Genomic DNA, 25,982 nt, shown 5'->3' with positions numbered 1-25,982 from the left:
GCAGCGTCAGATTTGCTAGAATGAGGGAACTTTTCGGGCCAAAATGGGTCTGAATCAGTGGCTGCAAAAGCAATCCAGAGACCGCAGTCACTAGCAAAGAGAGGATGTTGTTGCATGAGCACTGATATGACAAGTATGGCACTAGCGGTACCGCAGAGTAGCGGCAGTCTTGAGGCCTATATTCAGTCGGTCAACCGCATTCCGATGCTTACTGCTGAAGAAGAACACAGTTTGGCAGTACGGTTAACCGAAGAAGATGATTTAGAAGCTGCACGCCAGCTGATCATGTCGCATTTGCGTTTCGTGGTCCATGTGGCGCGTAGTTATTCAGGTTATGGCTTACCACAAGCTGACCTGATCCAAGAAGGTAACATCGGTTTGATGAAAGCCGTGCGTCGTTTCGACCCATCGGTTGGCGTACGCTTGGTGTCATTCGCGGTGCATTGGATCAAAGCAGAAATTCATGAGTATGTGCTGAAAAACTGGCGCATGGTCAAAGTTGCGACCACTAAAGCGCAGCGTAAATTGTTCTTCAATCTGCGCAAAATGAAAAAGCGTTTGGGTTGGTTTACGCAAGACGAAGTTAATACCGTCGCAGAAACCTTAGGTGTGAGCACCAAAGAAGTGATGGAAATGGAAGCGCGCATGAGCGCCCATGACCAAGCCTTTGAACTCAGCTCTGACGATGATGATGCGCGTGAGGGTAGCACCTATTCTCCAGCGCAATATTTGGAAGACAAACGTTCTGACTTAGCTGAAGAAGTTGAGCAAGAGCAGTGGCAAGAACACACCCAGTTGCGCTTGCTCTCGGCAATTAAGACGTTGGATGAGCGCAGTCAAGACATCGTGCGTGCGCGTTGGTTAGACGAGGAAAACAAAACCACCTTGCAAGAACTTGCAGACAAATATCAAGTGTCTGCGGAGCGGGTACGTCAACTTGAAGCCAATGCGATGAAGAAACTGCGCGCGGCCATGGCGTAAGCCGTGGACTGTCGAGTCGGATGCGGTGCATGTTGTATCGCACCGTCTATCACTTCACCGATACCAGGAATGCCAGCAGGGAAACCGGCTGGCATTCGTTGTATTCACCTGACCGAAAATAATCTGTGTGGCATCTTCACGCATCCAGATCGGCCCCAAGTGTGTGCTGATTTTACTGCTAGTCGAGACGTTTGCGGCTATGACCGCGCTGAAGCGCTTATTCTGTTGACGCGCTTGGAGCAGGAGACGAGTTAACACTCACCAGCGCCGACAGATACACTAATTCTACTGCCTGTACCGATGCTGCTTGTAGTTGTTGTAAGAACTCCAACGTAACCTCGTACGGATGTCCAATAACGATGGCGTAGCCTTGGTTTTGCGCGATCAATACAGCACGTTGCCATTGGGCCTCAATCGCTTCTAACGTTGGTTCGTTGTCAAGAAAGACATGGCGGCGATTAGTGGGGATGCTCCATTGTTGAGCGGTTTGTTCAGCAATGGTAGCGGCAGTGGTGCGGCTGTCGAGAAAATATAGCCCTCGCTGCCGTAACTCCGCCATCAACCAGTTCATCTGCTCCGCTGCTGCGGTCATTTGACTGCCTTGGTGGTTATTGAGTCCCTTCGCATTCGGTAAGCGCGAAAATGCTGCGGCGAGCGTAGCAATAAACTGTGCTTTGCTATCAAAGCGATCTAACACCCCTTGTTCCTGCACATCATGCTGTTCACGTTGCATCGGCATGTGAATGACGACTTCATGGGCATGGTTATTGGCGGCAGCAGCCAGCGCTTCAGCTTGCCTGGTAAAGGGCATGATCGCTAGCGTGACGGGAAGCTCTAGCTCGGTAAACGCATGATGGTCGACATGGTGTCCTAGATCATCGATAACAATCGCAATGCGCGGTTGGCCCAGCACCGTTGGTACCAGCAGTAAACTCAGTAAAACAGCAGCACTACGTAGCATTAACGGCAGCATCAACGGCACCATTGCGTTGGGTTCACCGGCTGACCATCGGCGCGGATTTCAAAATACAAACCCGGTGTTTCGCGACCGCCACTTTGTCCAACGCGAGCGATCTCCTCGCCACGGCGCACGACATCGCCGACTGCGGGCAAAATGGTTTGGTTGTGACCGTACAGGCTCATGTAACCATTACCATGATCAAGGACCAGCAAAAGACCGTAACCGCGCATCCAATTCGCATAAATCACCCGACCATCGGCAATTGCGTTAATGGCACTGCCAGTCGCTGCTTCAATGGTCACACCTTTCCACTTCACGGTGCCGCTGCGGACACGGCCAAAAAGCCGTTGCACTTGGCCATTCACTGGCCAGCTCATTTTACCCTTGAGCTCAGCTAAACCGTTGAGTTGAGGCTCGTCGCGTAAGGCTGCAATAATGGCTGCAAGCACTTCTTCAAGCTCTTGTTGATCGCGCTCTAATTCCGCAATGCGACTCTGGTCTTCACGTTGCTCTTGATTGAGTCGTCGCACTAAGGCTTTTTGTTCTTTTTGCTGCTCTAGCAAGATTCCTTGCTGGCGCTTCTGCTCGGCTTCTTGGGCGACCAGTTGTTGCCGTGCGCTGTCTAGGTCGACGCGCACCTGTTCAAGCTCAGCTTGGGTTGTTTGCAGTTCTTCAAGTTTGACCAATCGAGCTCGGTTGAAGTAGCCGTAGTAGCCATGTAAGCGCTCAAACTCGGCAGGGTTTTCTTGGTTGAGGACAAGTTTTAAGAAATCGTGCTCACCGATACGGTAAGCTCGGTCGAGCTGCTCGCCAAGCCATTTGGCCTGTTGCGCTTGCTCGGCTTCTAACTCTTGCTGCTGTTGCAGCAGGTCATTAATCTCAGCATTGGTGGTGCGCAGTTGTTGTTGCGTCGTGGCGAGTTCACTGGCAACTGCTCCCATTTGGGTTTCTAGCTGTTGCAGTTCACGTTCGGTGAGACTCAATTGTTTCGCCCGCTGTTGCATCGCCGATTGCCGCCGTTGCAACTCGCGAGCAATGGCATCAATGCGCGCTTGCGTTGCTGCCGCGTCTTCTTGGCTGGTTTGCCAGGCATGGCTGATACTCGGCTGGAGCAGCCAGCAACCGCACAATAGCAAGACAAAAAGACGCATTAGTTGGCTCATTCGTGCACAGTCACAATGGGTTTGCCGGTCATTTCCGCAGGTTGTGGTAAACCCAGTAGATGCAGCATCGTTGGTGCGACATCTGACAAGATGCCACCGTCACGCGCGGTGGCCTCACGACCCACATAAATAAAGGGTACGAGTTCGCTAGTATGGGCGGTATGGGCTTGTCCGGTGCCATGATCCTGCATTTGTTCGGCGTTGCCGTGGTCAGCAGTGATCAGGCATTCACCACCGACTTTACGCAGTGCGTCCACCACCCGTCCAATAGCAGTATCAACCGCCTCAACAGCTTTTACCGCAGCCTCGAAGTTGCCGGTATGGCCAACCATATCCCCGTTCGGATAATTACAGATGATGACATCGTGTTGCCCGCTCTCGATGGCTGCCACCAACTTGTCGGTCAGCTCCACGCTGCTCATTTCGGGTTGCAGATCATAGGTGGCAACCTGCGGTGAGTTGACCAAGACGCGCGTTTCGCCATCGAATTCTTGTTCGCGGCCACCACTGAAGAAAAATGTCACATGCGCATATTTTTCCGTTTCGGAAATCCGTAACTGTGAATAACCTTGCTTAGCGAGCCATTCACCCATCACGTTTTGCAAATCTTCAGGCGGAAAGGCAACATTACTGTGAATATCTTTCGCGTATTCAGTCAGTGACACAAAGGCTGCTAACTGCGGTCGACGTGCCGCTTTAAAGCCGTCAAAATCAGGCGTAATGAAGGCATGACTGAGTTCGCGCGCGCGATCCGCACGGAAATTCATGAAAATAACCGCATCACCGTCAGCGATAGGCGCGCCATCGCCGATGCGCGTGGGTTTCACGAACTCATCGCTTTCGTCGCGCTCATAAGCCTGCGCTAAACCCACCCCGGCACTTGGCGCCGTATAAGGCGCTTGTCCATCAACCAATAATTGCCACGCTTGCTCAACACGATCCCAGCGCTTGTCGCGGTCCATCGCATAGTAACGACCACATAAACTAGCGAAGCGACCGACGCCGAGTTTACTAAACAGTTGCTCGAAGCGTTCGATGGTGGGCTTGGCCGAACGCGGTGCAGTGTCACGACCATCTAAAAAGCCGTGTACATAAACAGCTTTGGCACCGCGTTGCGCGGCGAGCTCGACCATTGCCAATAAATGGTCTTCATGGCTGTGCACTCCGCCTGGAGAGAGCAAGCCCATAATATGCACGGCTTTTTCGCCGGCAATCGCTTGGTCTACCGCGGCAGTCAAGGTTGGATTAGTGAAGAAATCGCCATCGGCAATGGCTTTGCTAATGCGCGTGAAATCTTGATACACCACCCGGCCAGCGCCTAAATTGACGTGACCCACTTCGGAGTTACCCATTTGCCCTTTAGGCAGACCTACCGCCATCCCTGATCCGTCGACCAGCGTATGTGGACACTGTTGCCATAGCGCATCCATATTCGGTGTATGGGCAGCTGCAATGGCATTGTCGTCAGCTGCTTCGCGATGACCCCAGCCGTCCAAAATCAGTAGCGCTAGGGGAGTATGTGGCTTTGCCATGTAACATCCTCAACTTCGTTGCTCGTGGTGCATGAAAGGTTGTGATTGATTCGCCTCTAGTTTATGCGATTTTCTATCGCAACGCACCCGCCGTCGGGCGAATTGCCGCCAAATTTTACTGGTAACTGCCATTTCAGAAGGTATACTCTTGTGCTTGATTTTTTCAGTAGGAGTAGTGAGCCGTCATGGAGCAAATCCTTGCTTTTGCCGCCGAACATTATTTGATGAGCATCCTTTGGGTTGTGTTGCTTATTGCCATCATAGTTACCACGTTGCAATCAGCCACTTCGAAAGTGAAGGCACTGCCACCGCAGCAAGCGACTTTGCTGGTGGATCGCAATAACGGTCTGTTTGTCGATATTCGCTCGGTAGACGAATACCGTAAAGGTCACGTTCAAGGCTCAATGAATCTCCCTGCTGAGCGGATCCGGAAAAATGACACGGCTGCACTTGATAAATATAAATCAGCCCCCATCGTGGTGGTATGTGCAACCGGCATGACCGCAAAAGCAGCTGCGAACCAGCTGTTCAAAGCGGGCTACGAAAACGTTGCCGTATTACAGGGTGGAATTTCTGCCTGGCAGGGCGCAAGTTTCCCGCTAGTTAAAAAATAATCATTGATTTCAATTTGAAGAATAGGAAGTAACAACATGGCTGACGAACAGCAAGTAAATGGCGCTGCCCAAGGCGAAGCAACTGAACAACAGCAACAAGCATTCGCAATCCAACGCATCTACACCAAAGATGTGTCTTTCGAATCGCCAAATGCACCTGATATTTTCCGCAAAGAGTGGCAACCAGAGTTGGGTCTTGACCTGAACGTTAAGAACACTAAATTGGAAGACAACACCTACGAAGTTGTTTTGAAAATCACTGCAACGAACAAAGTTGCTGGCGAAGTTGCATTCCTAGCTGAAGTTCACCAAGCAGGTATCTTCACGGTTGCAGATTCTCTGGAAGAAGCACAACGTGCGCAATTGCTTGGCGCATTCTGTCCGAACATTCTCTTCCCATATGCGCGTGAGTGCTTGTCGAGCTTAGTAAGCCGTGCAACCTTCCCGCAGTTGAACCTTGCTCCAGTGAACTTCGACGCCGTATTCGCACAACACGTGCAACAGCGTCAACAGCAGCAAGCTGAACAGCAGCAAACTGACGCTTAAGCGTCGGGTAGAACGCACTCTATAATGCGTGATACACAAGTCACTGTGCTAGGCGCCGGTTCTTACGGAACCGCCCTAGCACTTTGCTTTGCGCGTAAAGGCACCCCAGTATGTTTATGGGGGCGCGACGCCGAGCAAATCGATGCAATGGCCCAACAACGCGAGAACAAGCGTTACCTGCCGGGCATTCCGTTACCAGAAAACCTTACCGTTACCAGTGACCTTGCTGCCGCAGTGACCGATGCTCGTAACATTGTGGTGGTGGTGCCAAGTGGTGGTTTCGCTCAAGTGCTGCATGACATTAAACCATTGATGCCAGCTGACGCGCGAGTGGCATGGGCGACCAAAGGACTCGAACCTGATACAGGGCGGTTGTTATTCGAGGTGGCCGAGGAAATTCTCGGTGCCGGCCATGCGTTAGCGGTGCTTTCAGGCCCCACTTTTGCGATGGAAATGGCCAAAGGCCTGCCGACGGCGATTTCTATGTCATCGACCGATGAGAACTTCGTGCAGGAACTGTCGGATTTATTGCATTGTGACCGGACCTTCCGAGTTTATACCAATGACGATTTTATCGGCGTGCAACTTGGCGGTGTCGTCAAAAACGTCATTGCCATTGGTGCCGGTATGGCCGATGGTATTGGCTTTGGTGCGAACGCACGCACGGCCTTGATCACGCGAGGGTTGGCCGAATTAACGCGATTAGGTCTCGAACTCGGTGCCAAACCTGAAACCTTTACCGGGATGGCAGGTTTAGGTGACTTAATTCTTACTTGTACCGACAATCAGTCGCGGAATCGCCGCTTTGGGCTTGCCTTGGGGCAGGGGAAAAGCGTTGAGCAAGCGATGCAAGATATCGGTCAGGCAATTGAAGGCTATCGCAACACCAAAGAAGTGGTGCTGTTAGCACGGCGTCATGGTGTGGAGATGCCGATTTGCGAGCAGATTTACGATGTGCTCTACGGTGATACCACGCCTCAGCAGGCTGCTATAAACCTGCTGAGCCGGGCTCGTAAATCAGAGTAATTGGTGCGCGATGGTTTGCCATTGCGCGTCGAATTCTTGCGTTGGTGCTTGTTTAAATTCAGAGCGGACAAACTGCGCGATTTTGCCATCGGCATAGGCCATCAGTAGATTCGCCAATACCCCTTCATCTAAGCGTGTTTGCACGTTTTCACGTAAGCGCCGTTCGCGCAGAGCTTGTTTCAAATTCGCTTCGATTTTGCCAAATAGATTTTGCACTCGTGAACGTAACCGATCATGCTCACCCATCAGCGCGTCACCGGTAAGAATCCGCGTAATACCAGGGTTGCGTTCCACAAAGGTGAGCACCACCACCAAAATCATTTGGCAGCGCCGCAAGGTATCTTTTTCTGCTTCAAGTACCTTGTTGATGTTACCCAGTACCGCTTCTTCAGTGAATTCAATCAAGCCTTCAAACATCCGCGCCTTCGACGGAAAGTGGCGGTAGAGCGCAGCTTCGGAAACGCCCAGCTCGGCTGCCAAGCTTTTGGTGGTGATGCGCTGACCCGGACTGGTTTCAAGCATTTGCGCTAGGGTGCTAAGGATCTGTTCCTTGCGGTTCGGTTTCTTCTCGGTCATTTGCAGTGACTCTCTTATCGGGATTGTAATACGGTAAGTTGGCGTAAGATTTGCTCGGCGATTTGCGCTTTGCTAGCGCGCTCCAGTGCTCGTTGCTGCAGCGTGCCGTTGGCGTCTTGCCAGAACAAGGTCATGGCATTGCTGTCGCTGTTAAAGCCGATGCTAGTGTCGCTGACATCGTTCGCGGCAATCATACTGAGCTTTTTACGCTTTAATTTGTCGGCAGCATAGTGTGCGACATCTTGGGTTTCGGCGGCAAAGCCAACACACAACGGTGGATTCTGGCGTGCTGCGACCGTGGCAAGAATGTCAGGATTACGCACTAGTTCGAGCTGCATGTTCTCATGCTGTTTTTTTAGCTTTTGCGGCGCCACTGCGGCAAGGCGATAGTCAGCCACGGCCGCACAAGCAATAAATACGTCGGCATTTTCAACCACGCTTTCAACAGCAGCAAGCATTTCACCAGCGGTTTCAACTTGCAACGTGCGCACGCCCGCTGGTGGCATCAATTGTGTAGGACCAGAAACTAGGGTCACCTCAGCGCCCAACCGCTTGGCTTGCGCCGCAAGTGCATAACCCATCTTGCCGGAGCTGTGATTGCTCAGGTAGCGCACCGGGTCAATAGGTTCGCGGGTGGGGCCGGCTGTGATGACCAAATGTTGCCCGCGTAAAGGAGCATCACTCGGTGCCAACAATTCGACCACCGCATCGCGCAGTGCTAGTGGTTCGGGCATACGGCCAGCACCGACATCGCCACAGGCTTGTGCTCCGCTGTCGGGCTCAAGTAGGTGAAAACCGCGTTGCTCAAGCAATTGCAAATTGGCTTGCACCGCAGGTGCCGACCACATTTGTTGATTCATTGCCGGCGCCAACATGATCGGTGCCGTGGTTGCTAGGCATAGAGTGCTCAGAAGATCATCAGCAAAACCATGGGCAAGGCGGGCGAGGGTGTTGGCGCTGGCGGGCGCCACGATGATCACATCAGCCCACTTTGCCAGCTCAATGTGCCCCATTGCTGCCTCTGCAGCAGGGTCGAGCAGATCGTGGTGGGTTGGATGGCCAGAAACGGCTTGCATCGTCAGCGGGGTAATAAAAGCTTGTGCGCCTTTGGTCATAACCACACGCACGACCGCACCAAGATCACGCAAACGGCGCACTAGTTCGGGGCTCTTATAAGCCGCAATACCGCCACTCACGGCGACCAGAACATGACGGCCAGCGAGCGTTTTGGATAGGGTTTCAGTCATAGTAAGTCCTCACCAATCATGTGCTTAACATTAGCACGAAAACACTTCTTTACGCACTCTTAAACTTGTAAGCGCAGTGCAATTGCTTAGATTTTCAGCAGCTGCCATACCCCGAGCCACCCCCCATTTATGTGCTGCGCTGATGTTAGACTGCGCTAAGTAACTAGACCAAGGAGCACAGGGATGGCAAGTGTGAAGGAATGGCCGTTACAAGAACGGCCCCGCGAGAAAATGGCGGAGTTAGGAGTTGCAGCACTGAGCGATGCTGAACTACTAGCGATTATGTTGGGTACAGGTGTTCGTGGCAAGGATGTGGTGACTTACGCCCGTGAGCTACTCAATGCTTTTGATGGCATTGGCGGCATGCTCGGCGCACCTGCTGCGTTACTGCTCGAGCAACCGGGGTTAGGCCCGGCTCGAGTCATGCAGCTGCAAGTTATTATGGAAATGTCACGGCGTTATTTGGCGTGGCAACTTAAGCGTTCCGAAGGTTTTACTCAACCATCGATGGTTGGGGATTATCTGACGGCACAACTGCGCCATCAGCAGCGCGAAGTATTTGTGGTGCTCTTACTCGATAGCCAGCACCGCCTGCTTAAATACGTTGAGTTATTTCAAGGCACGATCAATGCGGCACCCGTGTACCCACGTGAGATTATTAAATTGGTGATGCAACATAACGCTGCCGCCGTCATTTTGGCGCATAATCACCCCTCTGGTGTTGCTGAACCCAGTCAAGCAGATCAACGCGTCACGGAGCGCTTGAAAAAAGCCTTGAATATGATCGACGTCGCCTTGCTGGATCACTTTGTCATTGGCAGCGGAGCGCCAGTTTCATTTGCCGAACGCGGGCTGTTGTAGTAGAGTAGCGCCACCATCTGAACGATCAAAAAGATCAAAAAATAACGCTGATCTCTTGATTACCGAGCCGGTTTACTGTATAAAATGCGCCCTCGGATTCAAGGCAAGGCCGCGATGGGCGACAGGCGAGCTTGTAAGCAATTTTTGGAGTAAATAAACGATGTCACGAGTATGTCAAGTTACAGGAAAGCGTCCGGTTACCGGTAATAACCGTTCACACGCGCGCAATGCGACCAAGCGTCGTTTCCTGCCGAACCTACAATCTCACCGCTTCTGGGTAGAATCAGAAAAGCGTTGGGTGAAGCTGCGTATCTCTACTAAAGGTATGCGTATTATTGATAAAAACGGTATCGACACTGTGCTTGCAGATTTGCGCGCACGTGGCGTTAAAGTGTAAGGAGCAGTACCATGCGCGATAAAATTCGTTTAGTTTCTTCTGCCGGTACTGGTTACTTCTACACTACCGACAAGAACAAGCGTAACATGCCAGAAAAATTTGAGATCAAGAAATTTGATCCAGTTGTTCGCAAGCATGTGATGTTTAAAGAAGCGAAAATCAAGTAATCGATTTCGTTTGCTTAAAGCATAAAAAACCCAGCTTCGGCTGGGTTTTTTTATTGGCTGTCGCGAGGTCATTTTAGCGGGTGGGGTCGACAATACCGCCGATACTCGCGTTGAGACGATACCAACCGGTAATGCTGTAGCGGTCGCGTTGGCCGGCAAGCACTTCATGCACAAATACGTCACTTAGAAAAACCACAAGCTTACCCGCTTCAGGTAAGACTGTTTCAAGCACCTGACCACGGTCACCGTAAATCACGAGTTGGCCACCGTCGGCCTCGGTCCATTCTGGATTCAGATAAAACACCGTCGTCAGAATGCGATTGCTGCGCCCTTTAAAGGCATCTAAGTGCTTCCGATAGAACGCGCCTGGTGGGTAATGGGCTAAATGACATTCGTAATCGAACAAACCCATAAATAAGTAGCGGTTAATCTGCAGTCGAAGCTGATCCATCATCCGCAGATAGGCGTTCTCATACGGCGCTTCGCGCTGTAACCAACGGATTTTGTCTTGGCGTACAGCGGAATTGGTGGTGTATTGATCGGCGCGGCCAATACCCGCCTGTTGCCAATCTTGCGGGGCTAACTGGGTGGCATACTGATAGAGTTCGTGACATTGTTCGGACGCCAAGAACTTAGGTACAATCACGTAGCCTTGCTCCGCCAATCGATCGAGATCGATAGCGTCAGTCGCAAAATCTTGAACTGTAAGCGTTAGTGCAGCATCGAGCATGATTATCTAGGTCAAGGTTGAGAACGAAACCGCGCGAATATAGAGTGATTCAATCGTAAACACAAGAGAAACGAGATGCCAGAATTACCTGAAGTTGAAGTCAGTCGGCTAGGCATAGCGCCGCATTTGGAAGGGCAGCAAATTGCCCAGATCGTGGTGCGGGATCGCCGCTTACGCTGGCCTATTCCGAGCGAGGTGGAATTGCTTGAGGGCGCTTTGATTCAGACCGTTGAACGGCGCGCGAAATATTTGATTTTGCATACTGACAAGGGGTATTTGATCTTGCACTTGGGTATGTCTGGCAAGTTGCGCGTGGTGCCGCGCGATAGCTTGGTGGTAAAGCATGATCATTTCGACTTAACCTTAACCAACGGGCAGTGTTTACGCTTCAATGATCCGCGCCGTTTTGGTTGTGTGCTTTATTCTGCAGAGCATCCGAGTGTTGCGCATCCGCTGCTGGTCGAACTGGGACCGGAACCCTTGACGGAAGCTTTTACTGCCAGCTATTTACATGCCAAAGCGCAAGGTAAGCAGCAAGCCGTGAAGACCTTTATTATGGATAATCATGTGGTGGTGGGGGTTGGCAATATTTACGCCAATGAGGCTTTGTTTAAGGCCGGTATTCATCCGAAACGCGCAGCCAGTCGAGTGAGTCTAGCGCGTTATCAGCGTTTAGTGCCGATTATCAAAGAAACACTCATTGCGGCTATCGCGCAAGGTGGCACCACCTTACAGGATTTCACTCAAGCCGATGGCCAACCTGGGTATTTCAAACAGCACCTCAACGTCTATGGACGTGGTGGTAAGCAATGCATGGTCTGCAAAACAGAACTCAGCGAAATTCGCCTAGGCCAACGTAGTACCGTTTATTGTAAGCAGTGCCAGCGCTAGTCAAGCGTGGCATAAAAGCCCTGCCAAGCGCTAATGAAGCCGTCTGGGTCGCTGATAAAGGGGGCGTGACTGCAGCGAGGCGCAAGGTAACTGCGACTCTGCGGCGCTAAAGCATCAACTTGGGTGACGACCTGCGCGGGTACGAGCGCGTCAAGGCGTCCATAGATACGGAAAAATGGCATCTGCAAACGTGATAACTGTGCGCGCAAATCGACTTGTGCGAGCATATCTAAACCGGCGTCGAGCACCTCTACCGGCGCCATCGGTTTGCTAAATAACCATTCCTTGATCGCTTTTACATCGGCTTTGGCGTGCGGACTACCGAGTGACTGTAGCGCTAAGAAACGCTCCACAGTACGGCGAAAATCCTTACTCAACTGTTTACCGAATTGACTCAGCACTGACGGCTCGATACCGGGCCAATCGGGTTCCTGCGCAGGGAAGTAAGGCGACGAGGCCACAGTGGTGAGACTCTGTACTCGCTCCGGTGCCTGCAAAGCAATTTGGGTGGCCACCAAACCGCCCAGCGACCAACCGATTAAATGGCAACGTTCTGGCAGTGCCGCGAGCGTTTGGCTACATAATTCACTGAACTCTAGCGCGACGCCATCAGGCCATAAGGAATCGCCATAACCGGGCAGATCCATGCGCGTTAGGCGCCCCAGCTGGCTTAATGCGTCGCTCACTGGCGTCCAAATCAGACCATTGAGTCCCCAGCCGTGGAGTACAACAATATCCGCTCCGCTCCCACTGACGTCGGTCCAAACTTTGCCTACCATAAAAGGTCCTCACCACTGCTTAAGGAAAAGCTCATGGTAACCCTGCCTCAAGTTCTTGCCAAGCTGCCACTTGCCTGTTGTTGGCTCTGTGCCGAGCCGTTATTGGCGCACGAGCGCTTAGGATTTTGTCGCACTTGCTATAGCGATTTACCGCGGTTGCCGCCAAGCTGCGTGCATTGGCGTGCTCCGGCGCAGGCGCAAGCCCTAGGGCGACATTGGTTTGCGGCGTTAGCGTGGCAGGCTGACAGTCGCCAACTGGTGCAGGATTTTAAATTTCGTCGGCGACCTGATTTAGTCCATTGGTTAGCGCCGATTTTGGCGGCACAACTGCAAGCCTGTTATCGACAGCAAGGGGCTGCGTGGCCTGATTTAGTGGTAGCCATGCCGATGAGCCGCGCACGTTGGCGGCAACGTGGCTATAACCAAGCTGCGCTATTGGCACAGGAGGTCGCCGAGTTGCTACAACTACCCTTTGCCGCAGGAATGCTGCGGCGCTTACATGACGAGGCCAAGCAGCATCAGTTAGGGCGCCAAGCACGCTGGCAAAATATGGTAGAAAGTTTACACTGCACGCGCTCAGTCGAAGGGCTTACCGTGGCAGTTGTTGATGATGTGATCAGTACTGGGGCTTCGATGACAGCAGCCACTGCGGCGTTGCTCCGCCGCGGGGCTACAGTAGTTGACGCGTGGGCTTTGTGTTTTAACGAGCCGCACGCGCCAGGACAGGTTGAGTGACGCTAACGCTTAGTGCGCTGCTTCTTCAGCTTCTGCCGCCGCTGCTGCGGCATCTTCGTCGCCATTAGCAAAAGCATTGATGGCAGGCGCCATGAAGATAGCGTTGCTGAGCAACTTAGCGCTGCCCCAGAAGAACGCACGGAAGTTAACGTCATCAGCTAAACCGATAACACGACCGCCACCGTAACGGTGTGCTACAAGCGCTGCTTTACCAGCCATCACTTCACGGTTTTCCTTCGCAGCATAACCGCTTAGCAGGGGTTCTTCTTGATAGCGGGCAACAGTGACAAACGGTGACTCCGGTACTTCCATCGCATTCAAGCTGTCTTTAAAGACTGGCAGCGTATTGCGCGGGAAGCCAAACGTCATCGGGTGACTAGTATCTAAGTCCACCCCGAAAATCGCACCGGCGACACGACGTTTGCCGTAATAGCTATCGCGGTCTGCGTAGCTGAGTGCGCTGCTATCAAATTTTTCGGCAAAGACGTCATCGCCAACAAAACTAGCGGCGAGTATTTCTTGCTCCGCAAGCCATTTCGCGCCGCCTTGCTGACCGATCACAGTACCACCGTCACGGACCCAATCTTTCAGGCGCGAAACACTGCTGTCGTTGAGTGTGTAATAGCTGCCATCGACTAACAGAATGTGGGTGTAGCGGCTCAAATCAATGCGGCTGAAACGATCGCTGTCAATCATGCTGACTGGAATGCCAACATGACGATCGAGGTAGTACCAAGCCTCACCATTTTCGTACATGTTGACGCCATCACCGACCAGCATCATCACGCTTACCGGCTCTACCGGGCGCAGGTTACGACTGCCTAAGTCCATACCTTCCGGGGTTAAGCCAGAGGCAATACTGTGTACCGCAAGACCATTGCGTTCAGTGATCTCTTGTACGAGTGCTTGCACTTCTTGCCATGGTTTTTCTTGATAAGCACGGGTGACAACCACAGCACCTGGGTCAAATGCATGTTGACCGTCAACCACATTGGCGGTAAATGCTTGATCGGCTTGACGCACATGGACGCCGGCTTCGGTGAGTTCTTGCAATGCCCGTGGGGCAAAGTAGTGGTGCCAGTCAAAGCCATAGGCAACGGCATTTGTCGCAAGACTGACCGGTGCATTGGTGGCTGCTTGTGCAGTTGCATCACTGTAACGAACACGCGCATCGGTTGGCGCGAATTTCAGGTTAAATGCGAGGGGCAGAGTCCAACCCGAGACATCATAAAAGGTGTTGTCGCGGAAGCTTTGCTGCGTCGAGAACATCGCACGAATCAAACGGTATTGCGGTTGTTCGAGCGGCACGAAATAGCTACTACCAGGTTTAAAGGTTAGGCCATTTTCTTCAACTTCAGCGGTCAATGGGTACACTTGGACTTCATGCTGACGCAGGATTTCCAACAATCCCTCAACGCGCGCTGGGTCAGTTTCATCACCAAACAGATAGCCACGGAAGTCTGCATCGCCAGCAGCTTCAATGGCGTTGTCGAAGAAGCGCTGTTGATAATCTAAGAACGCTGATTTGTTCTCATGGGCACCATACATGGTCGTCAATGACGTGGTGAATTGGTTTTGAATGGTGAATGGGAATTCCAGCAAACCATTAATTGAATCTTGCGCATGACCACGGCTTGAAGCTTGTTCAAACAGAATGCCAATCGCACCTTGTACGTCTGGGTAGGTTGAGCCTTTACCGACATAAAAGTCATCGAAGGCTTCTTCGGTAAAGTACAAACGACCTTGCTCATCGAGCGCCGCAGCATGACCTTCAGCGAGCTTGGCGGTCAGTGTGACGTTTTCTTCAGGCGTGTTTGGGTTTCGCCGCGTCGGAATTCCCGGCTGGAAGAAGAAGGTGCTATCAGTTCCCATTTCATGGAAGTCAGTAAGCACGTTTGGTTTCCACTTCTGGAAGTTCACGATGCGTGCCCGCGACTCAGGGTGTTGCAACAACAACCAGTCACGGTTCAAGTCAAACCAGTAATGGTTGACGCGGCCGCGTGGCGTGCCTTGCACGTGCTCGCGGTGCTGCGGATCGCTGACCAGGTTTTGACTGCGGTGCTGATTAGCCCAAGTGGCAAAACGCGCTAAACCGTCTGGGTTGAAGCTGGGATCGAGCAGAATAATCGAGTCACGCAACACGGCTTCGATTTTCTCGCCTTGTGCCGCCGCTAAGTAATATGCGTATAGTAAGGCTGAGTTACTGCCGCTGGGCTCATCACCATGAATGCTATAGCCCATATACAGCACTAATGGTGCAGTTTCTGGGTCACCATCGCGATTAGGATCAGCAATGGCTAAATGCGCATCACGCAGAGCGTCAATATTCTGATGATTCTCCGGTGTGGTGACCGTGATCAACAATAAAGGACGCTGTTGGTGGGTGCGCCCAGTGTATTCAAGACTAAAACGATCACTCTTTTCGGCGAGGATTTCCATGTAGCGGACCAGTTGGTCATGGCGCACATGCCATTCACCAACCTGATACCCCAACACTTCTTCTGGAGTTGGGATGCTTGGATCATAAGTGACGTCTTGCGGCAAATAATCTGCCAGCGAGAGTTTTGCTGCGCTGGCGCTGGTTGTCACCAGCAGCAAAGCAACGAAAAGCTGTTTTATCAAACGCATAGTGAAGTCCTAAGTGAATTATTATCGCTTTAACCTAGCAAAATGCTGGCTTTCACCCAAGCAGCTTACTATGCAATGACCGATTTTTGCGATAAGATATACCTTACTAAATTACTCAAGTATAGGAGTGAGGTGGTTAGCCCATGATTCGTATTACAGAAAGCGCTCAAGCGCATTTTCGCAAATTACTTGCCGAACAACCGGATAACACGAATATCCGTGTGTTTGTGGTGAACCCGGGTACCCCTACTGCAGAGTGTGGCGTGTCTTATTGTCCGCCAGATTCTGTTGAACCAGATGATGAAGTATTGCCATTTTCTGGCTTTGACGCAGTGGTGGACTCTGGTAGTGCACCGTTTTTGCAAGACGCCGTGATTGATTTTGAAGAACAAGAACTTGGCTCGCAGCTGACCTTGAAAGCACCTAACGCCAAAGCGCGTAAAGTTGCTGACGATGCACCGCTGATCGAACGTGTTGAGTACGTTATTCAAGCAGAGATCAACCCACAACTTGCCAACCATGGCGGTCGCGTTGCAGTGAATCAAATCACTGATGACGGTTTTGCCATCTTACAATTTGGTGGAGGTTGTAATGGTTGTAGTATGGTTGATGTGACGCTCAAAGAAGGTATCGAGAAAGAGTTGTTACAACGTTTCCCTAGCGAATTAAAAGGCGTTAAGGACGTTACCGAGCACCAGCCTGGTGAACATTCGTACTATTAATCGAATGTAAAGATCGGAAGTTGTATAAGTAAAAAGTGATCCCAAACATTTTGTTCCAGCGTAGTGGAATTTGCCTATTACACAACGAGGAACAAATCATGAATGGGATCACGAAATTTAGTATACCCGCGATTGCGGTTCTTATGCTAGCGGCTTGTGGTAGCGATAATGACGATCCAGTCGTTGAAGTCGAGCCACCACCCCCACCACCGCCGGCATCAACTTATGTTCGTGTGCACCATGCTGTAGCGGACGCACCTGATGTAAATGTTTTAGTCGATGGTAACGCAGCACTGGAAGGTGTGCCCTTTGGTGCTTCATCTGAAGTACTAGAACTCGAAGAAGCTTCTTACAGTATCCAAGTCGATGGCATCTTGCCGGATGGTTCAACTGCGACAGTTATCGGTCCAGCTGACGTCGATTTAGGTGGCGACATGCGTTACGAAGTCTTCGCAGTCGGTAAAGTGAGTGATGGTAGTATTGAGCCGCTCATCTTTGCCAATGACTTCAGTGCAGTAACCGAAGGCAATGCGCGAGTAGAAGTTGTTCACGCGGCGCCAGATGCACCAGCGGTCGATATTTTTGTCACTGCACCGGGTGCTGACCTTAGTGCTGAAGCAGCGGTCACGACCTTAGCGTTTCTAGATAACTCAGGCCAAGTTGAAGTGCCGGCTGGCGATTATCAAATTCGCGTAACCGTGGCGGGAGAACCTGCTTCAGTTGTTTATGACAGTGGCACCGTCAGTTTGCCAGATGGCGCTGACCTAGTGGTCGCAGCAGTGACAAATACCATGACCGGTGACTCACCTATTGCGTTACAAATTGCCGACGGGTCTGGCGCAAGCGTACTACCTGACGTTAACGCAGGCGCTGACATTCGTGTCGTCCATGCGAGTGCTGATGCACCAGCGGTAGATGTGACGGTGAACAATGCAGAAACGCCGGCCATTGCTGATCTTGCTTTCTTGGAAGCAACGGGCTTCATCAACTTACCGGCTGCCGAATACCTTATTGACGTAGCAGCCGCTGGTGGTGACCCAGTGGTATTGGATGATGTGCCATTGGCACTGGAAACCAGTGACAAACTGAGTATTTATGCAGTTGGCGCATTGGGCGACGGTTCACTCACCTTGGCAGCTGTTACCGACATGCAGCGCCGTGTCAACACTGAAGCGCAAATCCAGTTGGTGCACGCCTCACCAAGTGCTGGCGAGGTTGATATCTATGTAACTGCAACTGATGACATCAGTGAAGCGGAACCTGCGTTCTCTGCGGTACCCTTTAGCCCAGAAGCGCTTGCTTCGACCGGTTACGTTTCGTTGTTACCAGGTGACTATGTCGTAACAGTGACCGCGACAGGCACGAAAACCGCAGCAATCGGTCCGATTCCACTCACGCTCGAAGCTGGTGGTATCTACACCGCCGCAGCAGTCGATATGACGGGTGGCGGCTTACCTCCGCAGCTGATTTTGTTAGACGACTTGGCGCCGGCGCAGTAAGTACACAAACTGACTTACGCCTCGAGCAAGTAGGAAAAGACTCAATGCCAACCACAGACCGTGGTTGGCATTTTCTTTGGCGAACCACCACTGACCTGCGACTGCAAGTGGTGCGAACACGAGTAACGCGCTCACTGCCATGGTGTCGCGCATCGCACGCGTCCAGCCTAAGCCAATAAAAACGCCATCAAAATAATAACTCCAATGAGCAAGTAGCGGTAATACGTAAATCCACGGCAAGTAAATTTCCGCAGTTGCAATCACCCTAGGTAAGTCGGTGAGTAGCCGTACGACAGAACTGCCAAATCCCCAAAACAACAGACTGTAGACAGCCGCAAACACGAACGACCACAGCAGCGTAAGGCGCAACCAGTAGCGTACTTCAGCGCGATTTTTTCGCCCTACAGCAGCCCCGGCGAGTGCTTCAACCGAATAGGCAATGCCGTCTAAACCTAGTGAAATCAACATCAAAAACTGCATTAACACGGCGTTCACCGCGACATACAAGTCACCAAAGCGTGCGGCGTAGCCAGTCATGGTTGCCATGCAAAGTTGCAGTAGCAGCGATCGAATGAAAACATCGCGATTCATGCCAAAGAAAGTCGCAAAATAAGCCCGCTCAAATTGCCAATGGTGCGCGCTGGGCAGTAAATCACGCAGCAACCATAAACCCAATAGCGCAGTGCTTACTTCAGCAGTAACCGATGCCCAAGCGGCTCCTGCGACATTCATATTGAGGCCCAAAATCAAAATAACGTCAGCAACCACATTGACGGCGTTGGTAAAAATAACCAAGATCATCGCCTGCTTGCTTTGCTGACGTCCGAGCAACACACCCAAGACAACCAAGTTAATCAGCGCTGCAGGCGCTGCCCACAATCGAATATCGATATATTGCGTTGCGTAGTGTTTGAGATCTGCAGAGGGCTCGATAATCCACCAAGCAAAATCTGTAATCAGCGGGCTCGCAGTAAGAATCAGCAAGCCAAGAACAACGGCAAAGCCAATCGCATGCCGCACAATACGGCGTTGTTCGCTGACATTTTCGCGCCCGAAAGAACGTGCAATTTCGCCAGTTGTGGTCATCCGTAAGAAAATAGCGAGTAAAAAGATAAAACTGACCACCATAGCGCCAAGTGCTACTGCACTCAGGTAGATCGCGTCGGGGAGATGCCCTATGATGGCAGTATCTACCAGCCCTAGCAGTGGGGCCGCGATATTCGAAATGATCATAGGTAGCGCGATGGCAATAATCCGCTGATGCGCCGACCAGCTTCCCCAAAATCGATGGAGGTTAGTAATGCGAGCGTTGGGATTTGGCTTACTTTGGCTCATTCTTGTTCCGTTCAGTCATGCTGCTGAGCATGGAGTGGTGGTACTACAATATCATCATGTAGGTGATGATACACCGCGGGTTACCTCAGTGACAGCGGCTGAGTTGGAGCAACATTTCGCCTACCTGAAAGAGCATGATTATAAGGTCGTTTCACTTACCGAGGCGAAGGAATTATTGGCGCAAGAGCGGGTTCCCGACAAATTGGTCAGCATCACCTTCGATGATGGTTGGCGTAACGTTTACGACAATGGTCTTGAGATTTTCAAGAAATACCGTTACCCCTTCACCATTTTTGTGAATCCTTATCTGATGGAGGAAACTCCACGGATTTACATGAGCTGGGAGCAACTGCGTGAGTTGACTGAATATGGTGCAACCATCGCCAATCACTCACAATTTCATGAACACATGACTTGGCGCGACGCAGGGCAAGACGAAGCCGCATGGCAGCAACGTCAACTCACCGCGATAGTTGACGCCCAGCTAGTGATAGATGACGAACTTGGTTCGCCACAGCCGCGACTGTTTGCGTATCCCTATGGTGAATATGATGCCAAGTTAGCGGAGCTGCTCGCAGAGCAAGAGTTTCTGGCTTTTGGTCAACATTCGGGACCTTGGGGGCCGCACACTAAAGCGACTGAAATTCCACGTTTTCCAGCGTCGGCAAATTATGCCAACTTAGACACCCTAAAGACAAAAATAGGCAGTCTGCCATTACCGGTGACAGCTCATGAACCGGCTGAAATGGAAGTCGCGTCCGACGTCGAAGAGGTAAATGTTCGGTTACACATTGCCGCTAGTGATGATGTGCAGTTGCAACGCATGAACTGCTTTTATCAGGGCGACGTGATACAGCCAAATGTGGCTGATGAAAGCGTAGAATTTACCTTGTCACAACCACCGATTGGTCGTTCAAGAGTCAATTGTACTTTACCAAGTCGGTCATTATCAGGTCGATTTTACTGGTACTCGGTGCCGTTAGTGCGCCCCAATGAACAGGGGCGCTGGCCAGATTAATTGTACTGCGAGGCAATAATTTGAAAGTCATCGATCATCTGCTGGGTATCCACCACAGGGAGTTGTCCCGGTTGATGATCGGCTTTAAAGATAGCGTGCCGTTGCCCCTCTGGATTGACCAAGACAATAGCTGAGCTGTGATTAACTAGGTAATCAACTTCGCCTTCTTCTGGAATTGAGTACATCAAGCCCAAACCGTTCACAAACGGATAGAGGTCTTTGTGCTCAGCTCGAACGCCGACGAATTCACTGCCAAAATAGGATGCGTAGGCTTCGAGTTTTTCCAACGTATCGCGCTGTGGGTCCACACTAATCATCCAAACACGAACTGGGCGATCGCTTGCGCTGTTGAGCACAGGCATCGCTTTACCTAAATCGGCCATAGTGGTAGGGCAGATATCAGGGCAAGAAGTGTAACCGGTAAACAAAAAGGTCCACTGACCGGTCAAATCAGCATTTGCCAGTTGTCCGCCGGTGTGCGCCTGCAGCATAAACGGATTCAGGTCACGTGGTGGATTATAGACTAACGCCCGTGGTTCCTCTTTCGGTAGGCCGTTGTAAATGACAACACCAGCAACGAGGGCCACAATAGCAATAAGGGTCACAAGAAGTTTTTGCATGAATTACCTCACTAACGGCAGTGCGGGTGTGACTGCATAATGGTCCACTAACAATAGCACAAACAATACCATTAAGTGCCAAATCGAAAAGGTGAACATCTTATAGGCAGTTGTTTTAGTAGGTGCGAATTTGAGTTTCCATGCGTAACCCAGAAACCAAACACTGAGAATACTCGAGCCGACCAAATAGATGATTCCGGACATGCCAACAACATAGGGAAGCAAACAAATAATCGCGAGTAGGATGGTGTAGAGCAGGATCAAGGTTTTGGTGAATTCAATGCCATGCGTCACCGGCAACATTGGAATTTCTGCCTTCGCGTAATCTTTCGCACGGTGCACGGCCAATGCCCAAAAGTGCGGCGGCGTCCAAGTAAACACAATCATCACTAACAAAATAGCATGGGGATGAATTTCGTTGGTAACTGCGGTCCAGCCTAACAGTGGCGGAGCGGCGCCGGCAAGACCGCCAATGACGATATTTTGCGGCGTGGCTCGCTTCAGATACATGGTGTAAACAATGGCGTAGCCGATCAGACTGGCAAAGGTGAGCCACGCGGTCAGCATGTTTACCCACAATGCCAGCACGACGAAACCAAGCAAGCCGATCAGGGCTGCAAAGCTAAGCACATGGCGCGGTGATAGGGCGCCTGATGGCAGGGGGCGACGCAAGGTGCGCGCCATTTTCGCGTCAATATGACGGTCCACTAAATGATTCACGGCCGCTGCCGAACCGGACATCAGGCCAATGCCGATCATCGCCGGTACGACAATTTGCCAGCCAACCCAAACCGGGCTCGCCAAGGCGATGCCTACCAAAGCTGTGAGTAGCAGCAATAACACTACGCGCGGCTTGGTAAGCTCTAAATAATCGCGCCAATGCGCGTGTTTCTTATACGTCATCTCTGTCATACAACTAACTTCCTTCTCGAGCGCTTATTATTGTGATTTTTAAGCGTTACGCGCGAGTTTGTAATTCAAGCCAACAAGGCTTAATAGTAAAAGAGCGCCAAATAGGTTATGCGCAACAGCAACACTTAGCGGTAGCATGAAAATAACATTGCTCAGTCCTAGTGCAACTTGCACGATAAGCGCTAAGGTGACCCAATTTAAAGTTCCTTTGATGACACTCGATTGGGCGGTTTTGTAGCCGCGCAACAGCATCAATCCCACTACCACAATAGTTACAATGGCACCTATACGGTGGGCAACATGCATGGTCATGCGTTCGGCATAATCGTGCGCACCATACTGGTATGTCACTGCTTCTGGCACCGAAAAAGCACCGGCGATATCGAGTTGCTCACTCCAATTGCCTTCGCAAATTGGCAGCTCAGTACAGGCCAGTGCGGCATAGTTTGCGGCAACCCAACCCCCCAACGCAATTTGCATGAACACAACCACGAGTGCGAAGAAGGCTAAACCCGCGAGCTTACGCGCTTTGGGATCGCCGAGTGGAATATGCACACGCTTAAGCCGTAACCGCAATAAGTACAGTAACGACAATGTGGTAAAACCGCCGAGCAAATGCCCCATAACTACCAGCGGCTGTAGATTCATGGTCACGGTCCACATGCCAAGTGCCGCTTGAAAGGTAACCAAGGCTAATAAGAATAGCGGTAATTTGACTGGCGTTTCCGGATGCTTGCGCGCGCGTACCAAAGCCGTAATGGCAATGATCAGAATGAGAATTCCTAAAATGCCCGCGGCGTAGCGATGTACCATCTCATTCCAGGCTTTGTGATGTTCAAGCGGGGCATCGGGGAAGCGTGCTTGCGCAGCCGCCGCTTTCTCTTCATCAACCGGCACTGTAAGGTGACCATAACAGCCGGGCCAGTCAGGGCAACCTAGACCTGCATCGGTAAGACGCGTGTAAGCACCGAGGATAATTACCACCAAAGCAAAAAGAATACTGAAGTTAACTAGTGTCCGCATGGCATCACCCAATCCGTGATAGTTTTAGCAAAGTTCTAAGGTCTGAAAGCAAGTTTTTCGCTTCGGCACGCATGGTGGGTTCGTCTGCATGTGTTGGATAATGCAATACCGCGGTACCAAGAGGATCAATGATAAAAAGACGATATGCGGGAATGCTGTCGAATTGGTCGACAATTGCTGGTGCAACTATTGTCTCGACTAGAGGTGTTTGTGCAAAGTCGAAGCTCAGCTCATTGCGGCTTAAGACGATAGGTTTCACCCGATCGCTTTCTTTGCCAAGTGCCACATCAAGTTGATTGATTGCGTAAAAACCTTGTTCACAAGGCGCGCCGCAGGCATCGTCAGCAATCAGCACTACGCGCCAGCCGTCGGGCAGCTGGGCGTTCATGGTTTCATTGAGGGTAACCGCAGGCTGCACCATAGTCCCTTTGTTGGTGGCGCCACCTTGGTACCAACTTTGGTCAAGCACGAACTTTGCGCCGATGACCGGCAACACAAAAGCAAGTGCAACGCCAATCAGCGTTAAGCGAGATTTCTTGACAGAAGTCATGCACATTCCTTTTTTGTTTTCGTTATGGAACGTCGGACAAGAAGAAACACCACGAACGCCGCAAACGCGAGTGAAAACCACTGCAACGCGTACGCCTGATGTTTGGCCGGGGACATGACTTGGGGCTCCCATTGTCTTGGCCAGCCATAATTTTCTTGTTCTGAGAGTAGCACTACATAGTCAGCAATTGGAAGCGCTAAGGCGTCACTTATTGCTGCTGCATTGAGCTGTTGAATGCGATAAGGATTGAGACCCGGTTCGATGACCTGATCACCCAGCATAAAGGCGTCTTCTGCGGGAAAGTACAACCAACCGCGCAGCGGTTCATCAAGCTCTGGAAGATCCACTGTCGGCAGCAAGGTGCGGTCGTCACCTACTGGTATCCACCCTAAATTGACAGGTACTAACGCTTCCCGATCTTCTGCGTCGAGCAGACCGATAACCTGATAGCCAACCTGACCTTGATGAATTTGATTGTCGAGCAAAAGGTAGGTGCTGTGAAACTGGCCATTGACCGCCACAGGTTTAAATCTTTGCGCTGTGGTTGGTTGTTGCGGCAGCGGTTGATAACTCGCATCATTGGCAGCAGTTTGTGCCTGGGTGAAGTCGTCAAACAACAGCTGTTTTTCGACGGCGCGATCGAGTTGCCAAAATCCGAGCTTGACCATAATCGCAATTGCCAGCACAGTGAGTGCTGTGGCGATAATACTGCCCCATCGCATCAGCTTGCACCTGTACAGGATTGAAAAATGGTCATTACTGCAAAAATCATTTTGGTACTACTCATGTTTTTTATGGTCTTTAATCTCGGTCGCGCGTTATTTGTAATGCTCCGCGATGACCCTGACCAACCGCCAATGACGCACTTTTTAGGCCGCCGCGTTGGCGCCTCTGCGCTCGCCATTTTAATAATTGTGGTTTTACTCGCGACTGGATTACTCGAAGGTAATCCGCGACCGTACTAAGCTTGCGCTTAGCCGGTCGCGATGGGTGAGCTTACAGAACGTAAACGAAGATGAATAAACACACCCAAACCACATCAACAAAGTGCCAATACCAGCTAGTTGCTTGGAAGGCAAAGTGACTCTCAGGCGTAAAGTGACCCTTTAACACCCGGAAGAACATCACAATCAGCATGATGGTTCCTAAGGTAACGTGCATACCGTGGAAGCCCGTCAGCATATAGAAGGTATTGCCATAAATGCCTGAATCTAGCGTCAGTCCTAACTCTTCGTAAGCATGCACGTACTCCGCGCCCTGCATATATAAAAAGATAAGACCCAGCACAATAGTTAAAGCCAAGAAACCAGTGAGCTGTTTACGATTATTTTTCTCAAGACCTACATGCGCAAAATGGCAGGTCACCGATGAAATAATCAAGATAATGGTGTTGTAAAGTGGTAAACCCATCCAACCCATTGCGCCTGACTCGGTACCACCTGGCGTTTCGGTAAGCGGCCAGTGAGCGACAAAATCAGGCCATAACACGGCATTGGTCATGGCATTGTTGCCCGCGCCGCCAAGCCATTCGACAGCAATCACGCGGGCGTAAAACAAGGCCCCGAAGAAGGCCGCAAAGAACATGATTTCAGAGAAAATAAACCATGCCATACCTTGGCGGTAGGAGTGTCCGAGTTGCTTGCTGTATAAACCAGACATGGATTCGTTGATTTGATCGCGGAACCAGCCAAACAACATTATGAGAATGACGGCGATACCGGCAAAGAGTACATTTATGCCCCAGCCGTCGGCCTCTTTACTTGCATCAATCACTGTATGGCCAGCGCCAAAAGCAATAAGACCTAGACCTATCGCGCCAACGATGGGCCACGGACTTGAAGCTGGCACATAGTATTTTTCGTGTTGTTGTTCTGCCATTACTTAATTCCTCACTCCGCTGCCGGCTGAATCGCCGCCAACGCATCAGGTGTCATATTTTGTGTCATGTCATACATAGTGTACGACAGGGTAACCGTATGAATATCTTCGGGAATCTCAGGGTCTAAATAAAACTGCATCGGCATTGCTGTTTCGGTACCGGCAGCCAGTGGCTGCTGGTTGAAACAAAAACATTCGACTTTATTTAGATAAAGCGAGGCTTCACCGGGCGCAACCGAGGGAATTGCTTGCGCAACCATGTTGCCGCCCGTTGGGTTTTTCGCCAGAAAGTTAACCACTTTTGTCTCGCCTGGATGAACTCGAACCGAACGTACTTCAGGTTCAAATCCCCATGGCATCCCTTTGTTCACACGGGTGACAAACTGCACATTTATGGTTCGACTGGTGTCCACTGCTTTGGTGCTCGCAGCCGCTTGTCCATCGGTAAAGCGGCCGTTAAACCCGGTAAGATCACAGAACACTTCGTACAGTGGCACCAAAGCAAAGCCAAACGCGAACATACAGACCACCGTCAGCAACAGCCGACGGATGATCTTTAAGTTATCGGGTTTGCTTGGTTGCGTGCTCATA

At 51.2% G+C, this 25,982-nt stretch carries 30 protein-coding genes; 14 read left to right on the top strand and 16 right to left on the bottom strand.

What is annotated here, in order from left to right:
• The first annotated feature begins 114 nt into the window (after positions 1–114).
• Together rpoH and ACJ8W9_RS08120 are read left to right on the top strand one after the other, a co-directional pair.
• Complete coding sequence (gene rpoH / locus ACJ8W9_RS08125; protein WP_411359916.1) at positions 115–981, top strand: RNA polymerase sigma factor RpoH; 867 nt, start codon at positions 115–117, stop codon at positions 979–981.
• A 3-nt stretch (positions 982–984) separates the two neighbouring features.
• Positions 985–1,236 carry a YkgJ family cysteine cluster protein gene (locus ACJ8W9_RS08120; protein ID WP_411359917.1) on the top strand — a complete coding sequence of 84 codons (252 nt, stop codon included), beginning with the start codon at positions 985–987 and terminating at the stop codon, positions 1,234–1,236.
• Here ACJ8W9_RS08120 and ACJ8W9_RS08115 read toward each other — a convergent pair.
• The 3 genes from ACJ8W9_RS08115 to gpmI are packed head-to-tail and all read right to left on the bottom strand — an operon-like array spanning position 1,199 to position 4,637.
• Positions 1,199–1,954, bottom strand: coding sequence for a divergent polysaccharide deacetylase family protein (locus ACJ8W9_RS08115; protein WP_411359919.1), 756 nt, complete (start codon positions 1,952–1,954; stop codon positions 1,199–1,201). The genes ACJ8W9_RS08120 and ACJ8W9_RS08115 overlap by 38 nt on opposite strands.
• Complete coding sequence (locus tag ACJ8W9_RS08110) at positions 1,954–3,093, bottom strand: murein hydrolase activator EnvC family protein (protein ID WP_411359920.1); 1,140 nt, start codon at positions 3,091–3,093, stop codon at positions 1,954–1,956. The genes ACJ8W9_RS08115 and ACJ8W9_RS08110 overlap by 1 nt, the downstream gene beginning before the upstream one ends.
• An 8-nt stretch (positions 3,094–3,101) precedes the next feature.
• Positions 3,102–4,637, bottom strand: a complete 1,536-nt coding sequence (gpmI, locus tag ACJ8W9_RS08105; protein WP_411359921.1) for a 2,3-bisphosphoglycerate-independent phosphoglycerate mutase — start codon at positions 4,635–4,637, stop codon at positions 3,102–3,104.
• Positions 4,638–4,822: 185 nt separating this feature from the next.
• On the opposite strand from gpmI, the gene ACJ8W9_RS08100 reads away from it, so the two are divergent.
• From ACJ8W9_RS08100 to gpsA, 3 genes are read left to right on the top strand one after another with little or no spacing between them, the layout of a single operon-like run.
• Entirely contained in the window at positions 4,823–5,251 is a 429-nt protein-coding gene (locus ACJ8W9_RS08100) for a rhodanese-like domain-containing protein (RefSeq protein WP_411359923.1), read from the top strand.
• A 36-nt stretch (positions 5,252–5,287) separates the two neighbouring features.
• Positions 5,288–5,797, top strand: a complete 510-nt coding sequence (secB, locus tag ACJ8W9_RS08095) for a protein-export chaperone SecB (RefSeq protein ID WP_411359925.1) — start codon at positions 5,288–5,290, stop codon at positions 5,795–5,797.
• A 24-nt stretch (positions 5,798–5,821) separates the two neighbouring features.
• A complete protein-coding gene (gene gpsA, locus ACJ8W9_RS08090; protein ID WP_411359926.1) occupies positions 5,822–6,823 on the top strand; it encodes an NAD(P)H-dependent glycerol-3-phosphate dehydrogenase in 1,002 nt (333 codons plus the stop codon).
• On the opposite strand, the gene slmA is transcribed toward gpsA, so the two are convergent.
• Positions 6,815–7,399, bottom strand: coding sequence for a nucleoid occlusion factor SlmA (gene slmA / locus ACJ8W9_RS08085; protein ID WP_411359928.1), 585 nt, complete (start codon positions 7,397–7,399; stop codon positions 6,815–6,817). The genes gpsA and slmA overlap by 9 nt on opposite strands.
• A gap of 14 nt (positions 7,400–7,413) precedes the next feature.
• On the bottom strand, positions 7,414–8,646 hold the full coding sequence (gene coaBC, locus ACJ8W9_RS08080) for a bifunctional phosphopantothenoylcysteine decarboxylase/phosphopantothenate--cysteine ligase CoaBC (protein WP_411360806.1): 1,233 nt from the start codon (positions 8,644–8,646) through the stop codon (positions 7,414–7,416).
• Between the two features lie 183 nt (positions 8,647–8,829).
• On the opposite strand from coaBC, the gene radC reads away from it, so the two are divergent.
• The 3 genes from radC (at position 8,830) to rpmG (ending at position 10,071) form a co-directional block, all read left to right on the top strand.
• Positions 8,830–9,507 (top strand): RadC family protein, encoded by a 678-nt coding sequence (gene radC, locus ACJ8W9_RS08075; RefSeq protein WP_411359932.1) that lies wholly within the window; start codon positions 8,830–8,832, stop codon positions 9,505–9,507.
• Between the two features lie 160 nt (positions 9,508–9,667).
• A complete protein-coding gene (rpmB, locus tag ACJ8W9_RS08070) occupies positions 9,668–9,904 on the top strand; it encodes a 50S ribosomal protein L28 (RefSeq protein ID WP_034733872.1) in 237 nt (78 codons plus the stop codon).
• An 11-nt stretch (positions 9,905–9,915) separates the two neighbouring features.
• Positions 9,916–10,071 (top strand): 50S ribosomal protein L33, encoded by a 156-nt coding sequence (rpmG, locus tag ACJ8W9_RS08065; protein WP_034733875.1) that lies wholly within the window; start codon positions 9,916–9,918, stop codon positions 10,069–10,071.
• Positions 10,072–10,144: 73 nt separating this feature from the next.
• On the opposite strand, the gene ACJ8W9_RS08060 is transcribed toward rpmG, so the two are convergent.
• Positions 10,145–10,801, bottom strand: coding sequence for a 2OG-Fe(II) oxygenase (locus ACJ8W9_RS08060; RefSeq protein ID WP_411360805.1), 657 nt, complete (start codon positions 10,799–10,801; stop codon positions 10,145–10,147).
• Positions 10,802–10,876: 75 nt separating this feature from the next.
• Between ACJ8W9_RS08060 and mutM the strand changes: the two genes are divergently transcribed.
• Positions 10,877–11,692 carry a bifunctional DNA-formamidopyrimidine glycosylase/DNA-(apurinic or apyrimidinic site) lyase gene (gene mutM, locus ACJ8W9_RS08055; protein ID WP_411360804.1) on the top strand — a complete coding sequence of 272 codons (816 nt, stop codon included), beginning with the start codon at positions 10,877–10,879 and terminating at the stop codon, positions 11,690–11,692.
• Here mutM and bioH read toward each other — a convergent pair.
• The gene (bioH, locus tag ACJ8W9_RS08050; RefSeq protein WP_411359937.1) at positions 11,689–12,471 is read right to left on the bottom strand and encodes a pimeloyl-ACP methyl ester esterase BioH; all 783 of its coding nucleotides are present in this window, start codon (positions 12,469–12,471) and stop codon (positions 11,689–11,691) included. The two genes, mutM and bioH, sit on opposite strands and share 4 nt — an antisense overlap.
• A 33-nt stretch (positions 12,472–12,504) precedes the next feature.
• Here bioH and ACJ8W9_RS08045 point away from each other — a divergent pair, with 33 nt between their 5' ends.
• Positions 12,505–13,206: a ComF family protein gene (locus tag ACJ8W9_RS08045; protein WP_411359939.1), complete on the top strand. Its 702-nt coding sequence runs from the start codon at positions 12,505–12,507 to the stop codon at positions 13,204–13,206.
• 9 nt (positions 13,207–13,215) lie between these two features.
• On the opposite strand, the gene ACJ8W9_RS08040 is transcribed toward ACJ8W9_RS08045, so the two are convergent.
• The gene (locus tag ACJ8W9_RS08040; RefSeq protein WP_411359941.1) at positions 13,216–15,834 is read right to left on the bottom strand and encodes a M14 family metallopeptidase; all 2,619 of its coding nucleotides are present in this window, start codon (positions 15,832–15,834) and stop codon (positions 13,216–13,218) included.
• A gap of 143 nt (positions 15,835–15,977) precedes the next feature.
• Here ACJ8W9_RS08040 and nfuA point away from each other — a divergent pair, with 143 nt between their 5' ends.
• Positions 15,978–16,556 (top strand): Fe-S biogenesis protein NfuA, encoded by a 579-nt coding sequence (nfuA, locus tag ACJ8W9_RS08035; protein ID WP_034733883.1) that lies wholly within the window; start codon positions 15,978–15,980, stop codon positions 16,554–16,556.
• Between the two features lie 98 nt (positions 16,557–16,654).
• On the top strand, positions 16,655–18,055 hold the full coding sequence (locus ACJ8W9_RS08030; RefSeq protein ID WP_411359943.1) for a DUF4397 domain-containing protein: 1,401 nt from the start codon (positions 16,655–16,657) through the stop codon (positions 18,053–18,055).
• On the opposite strand, the gene ACJ8W9_RS08025 is transcribed toward ACJ8W9_RS08030, so the two are convergent.
• Positions 18,029–19,390: an MATE family efflux transporter gene (locus ACJ8W9_RS08025; protein ID WP_411359945.1), complete on the bottom strand. Its 1,362-nt coding sequence runs from the start codon at positions 19,388–19,390 to the stop codon at positions 18,029–18,031. The two genes, ACJ8W9_RS08030 and ACJ8W9_RS08025, sit on opposite strands and share 27 nt — an antisense overlap.
• Here ACJ8W9_RS08025 and ACJ8W9_RS08020 point away from each other — a divergent pair.
• A complete protein-coding gene (locus tag ACJ8W9_RS08020) occupies positions 19,356–20,408 on the top strand; it encodes a polysaccharide deacetylase family protein (protein ID WP_411359947.1) in 1,053 nt (350 codons plus the stop codon). The two genes, ACJ8W9_RS08025 and ACJ8W9_RS08020, sit on opposite strands and share 35 nt — an antisense overlap.
• On the opposite strand, the gene ACJ8W9_RS08015 is transcribed toward ACJ8W9_RS08020, so the two are convergent.
• Genes ACJ8W9_RS08015 through ACJ8W9_RS07995 form a run of 5 tightly spaced genes read right to left on the bottom strand, consistent with a single transcriptional unit; the run spans position 20,405 to position 24,235 of the window.
• Complete coding sequence (locus ACJ8W9_RS08015) at positions 20,405–21,028, bottom strand: SCO family protein (protein WP_411359949.1); 624 nt, start codon at positions 21,026–21,028, stop codon at positions 20,405–20,407. The two genes, ACJ8W9_RS08020 and ACJ8W9_RS08015, sit on opposite strands and share 4 nt — an antisense overlap.
• Positions 21,029–21,031: 3 nt before the next feature.
• The gene (gene cyoE, locus ACJ8W9_RS08010) at positions 21,032–21,940 is read right to left on the bottom strand and encodes a heme o synthase (protein WP_411359950.1); all 909 of its coding nucleotides are present in this window, start codon (positions 21,938–21,940) and stop codon (positions 21,032–21,034) included.
• 39 nt (positions 21,941–21,979) lie between these two features.
• A complete protein-coding gene (locus ACJ8W9_RS08005) occupies positions 21,980–22,963 on the bottom strand; it encodes a COX15/CtaA family protein (RefSeq protein ID WP_411360803.1) in 984 nt (327 codons plus the stop codon).
• 4 nt (positions 22,964–22,967) lie between these two features.
• A complete protein-coding gene (locus ACJ8W9_RS08000) occupies positions 22,968–23,513 on the bottom strand; it encodes a hypothetical protein (RefSeq protein WP_411359954.1) in 546 nt (181 codons plus the stop codon).
• Positions 23,510–24,235: an SURF1 family protein gene (locus tag ACJ8W9_RS07995; protein WP_411359956.1), complete on the bottom strand. Its 726-nt coding sequence runs from the start codon at positions 24,233–24,235 to the stop codon at positions 23,510–23,512. The genes ACJ8W9_RS08000 and ACJ8W9_RS07995 overlap by 4 nt, the downstream gene beginning before the upstream one ends.
• Positions 24,236–24,262: 27 nt before the next feature.
• Here ACJ8W9_RS07995 and ACJ8W9_RS07990 point away from each other — a divergent pair, with 27 nt between their 5' ends.
• Complete coding sequence (locus ACJ8W9_RS07990) at positions 24,263–24,478, top strand: DUF2909 domain-containing protein (protein WP_411359958.1); 216 nt, start codon at positions 24,263–24,265, stop codon at positions 24,476–24,478.
• A gap of 31 nt (positions 24,479–24,509) precedes the next feature.
• Here ACJ8W9_RS07990 and ACJ8W9_RS07985 read toward each other — a convergent pair whose 3' ends face one another.
• The gene (locus tag ACJ8W9_RS07985; protein ID WP_411360802.1) at positions 24,510–25,391 is read right to left on the bottom strand and encodes a cytochrome c oxidase subunit 3; all 882 of its coding nucleotides are present in this window, start codon (positions 25,389–25,391) and stop codon (positions 24,510–24,512) included.
• Between the two features lie 11 nt (positions 25,392–25,402).
• The gene (locus tag ACJ8W9_RS07980; RefSeq protein ID WP_411360801.1) at positions 25,403–25,981 is read right to left on the bottom strand and encodes a cytochrome c oxidase assembly protein; all 579 of its coding nucleotides are present in this window, start codon (positions 25,979–25,981) and stop codon (positions 25,403–25,405) included.
• Between the last annotated feature and the right edge of the window lies 1 nt (position 25,982).

Source organism: Pseudidiomarina salilacus (assembly GCF_047323925.1).
Taxonomy (GTDB): Bacteria; Pseudomonadota; Gammaproteobacteria; order Enterobacterales; family Alteromonadaceae; genus Pseudidiomarina; species Pseudidiomarina salilacus.
Note: the sequence above shows the minus strand (reverse complement) of the source record. Positions and strands in the feature narration are given on the sequence as shown.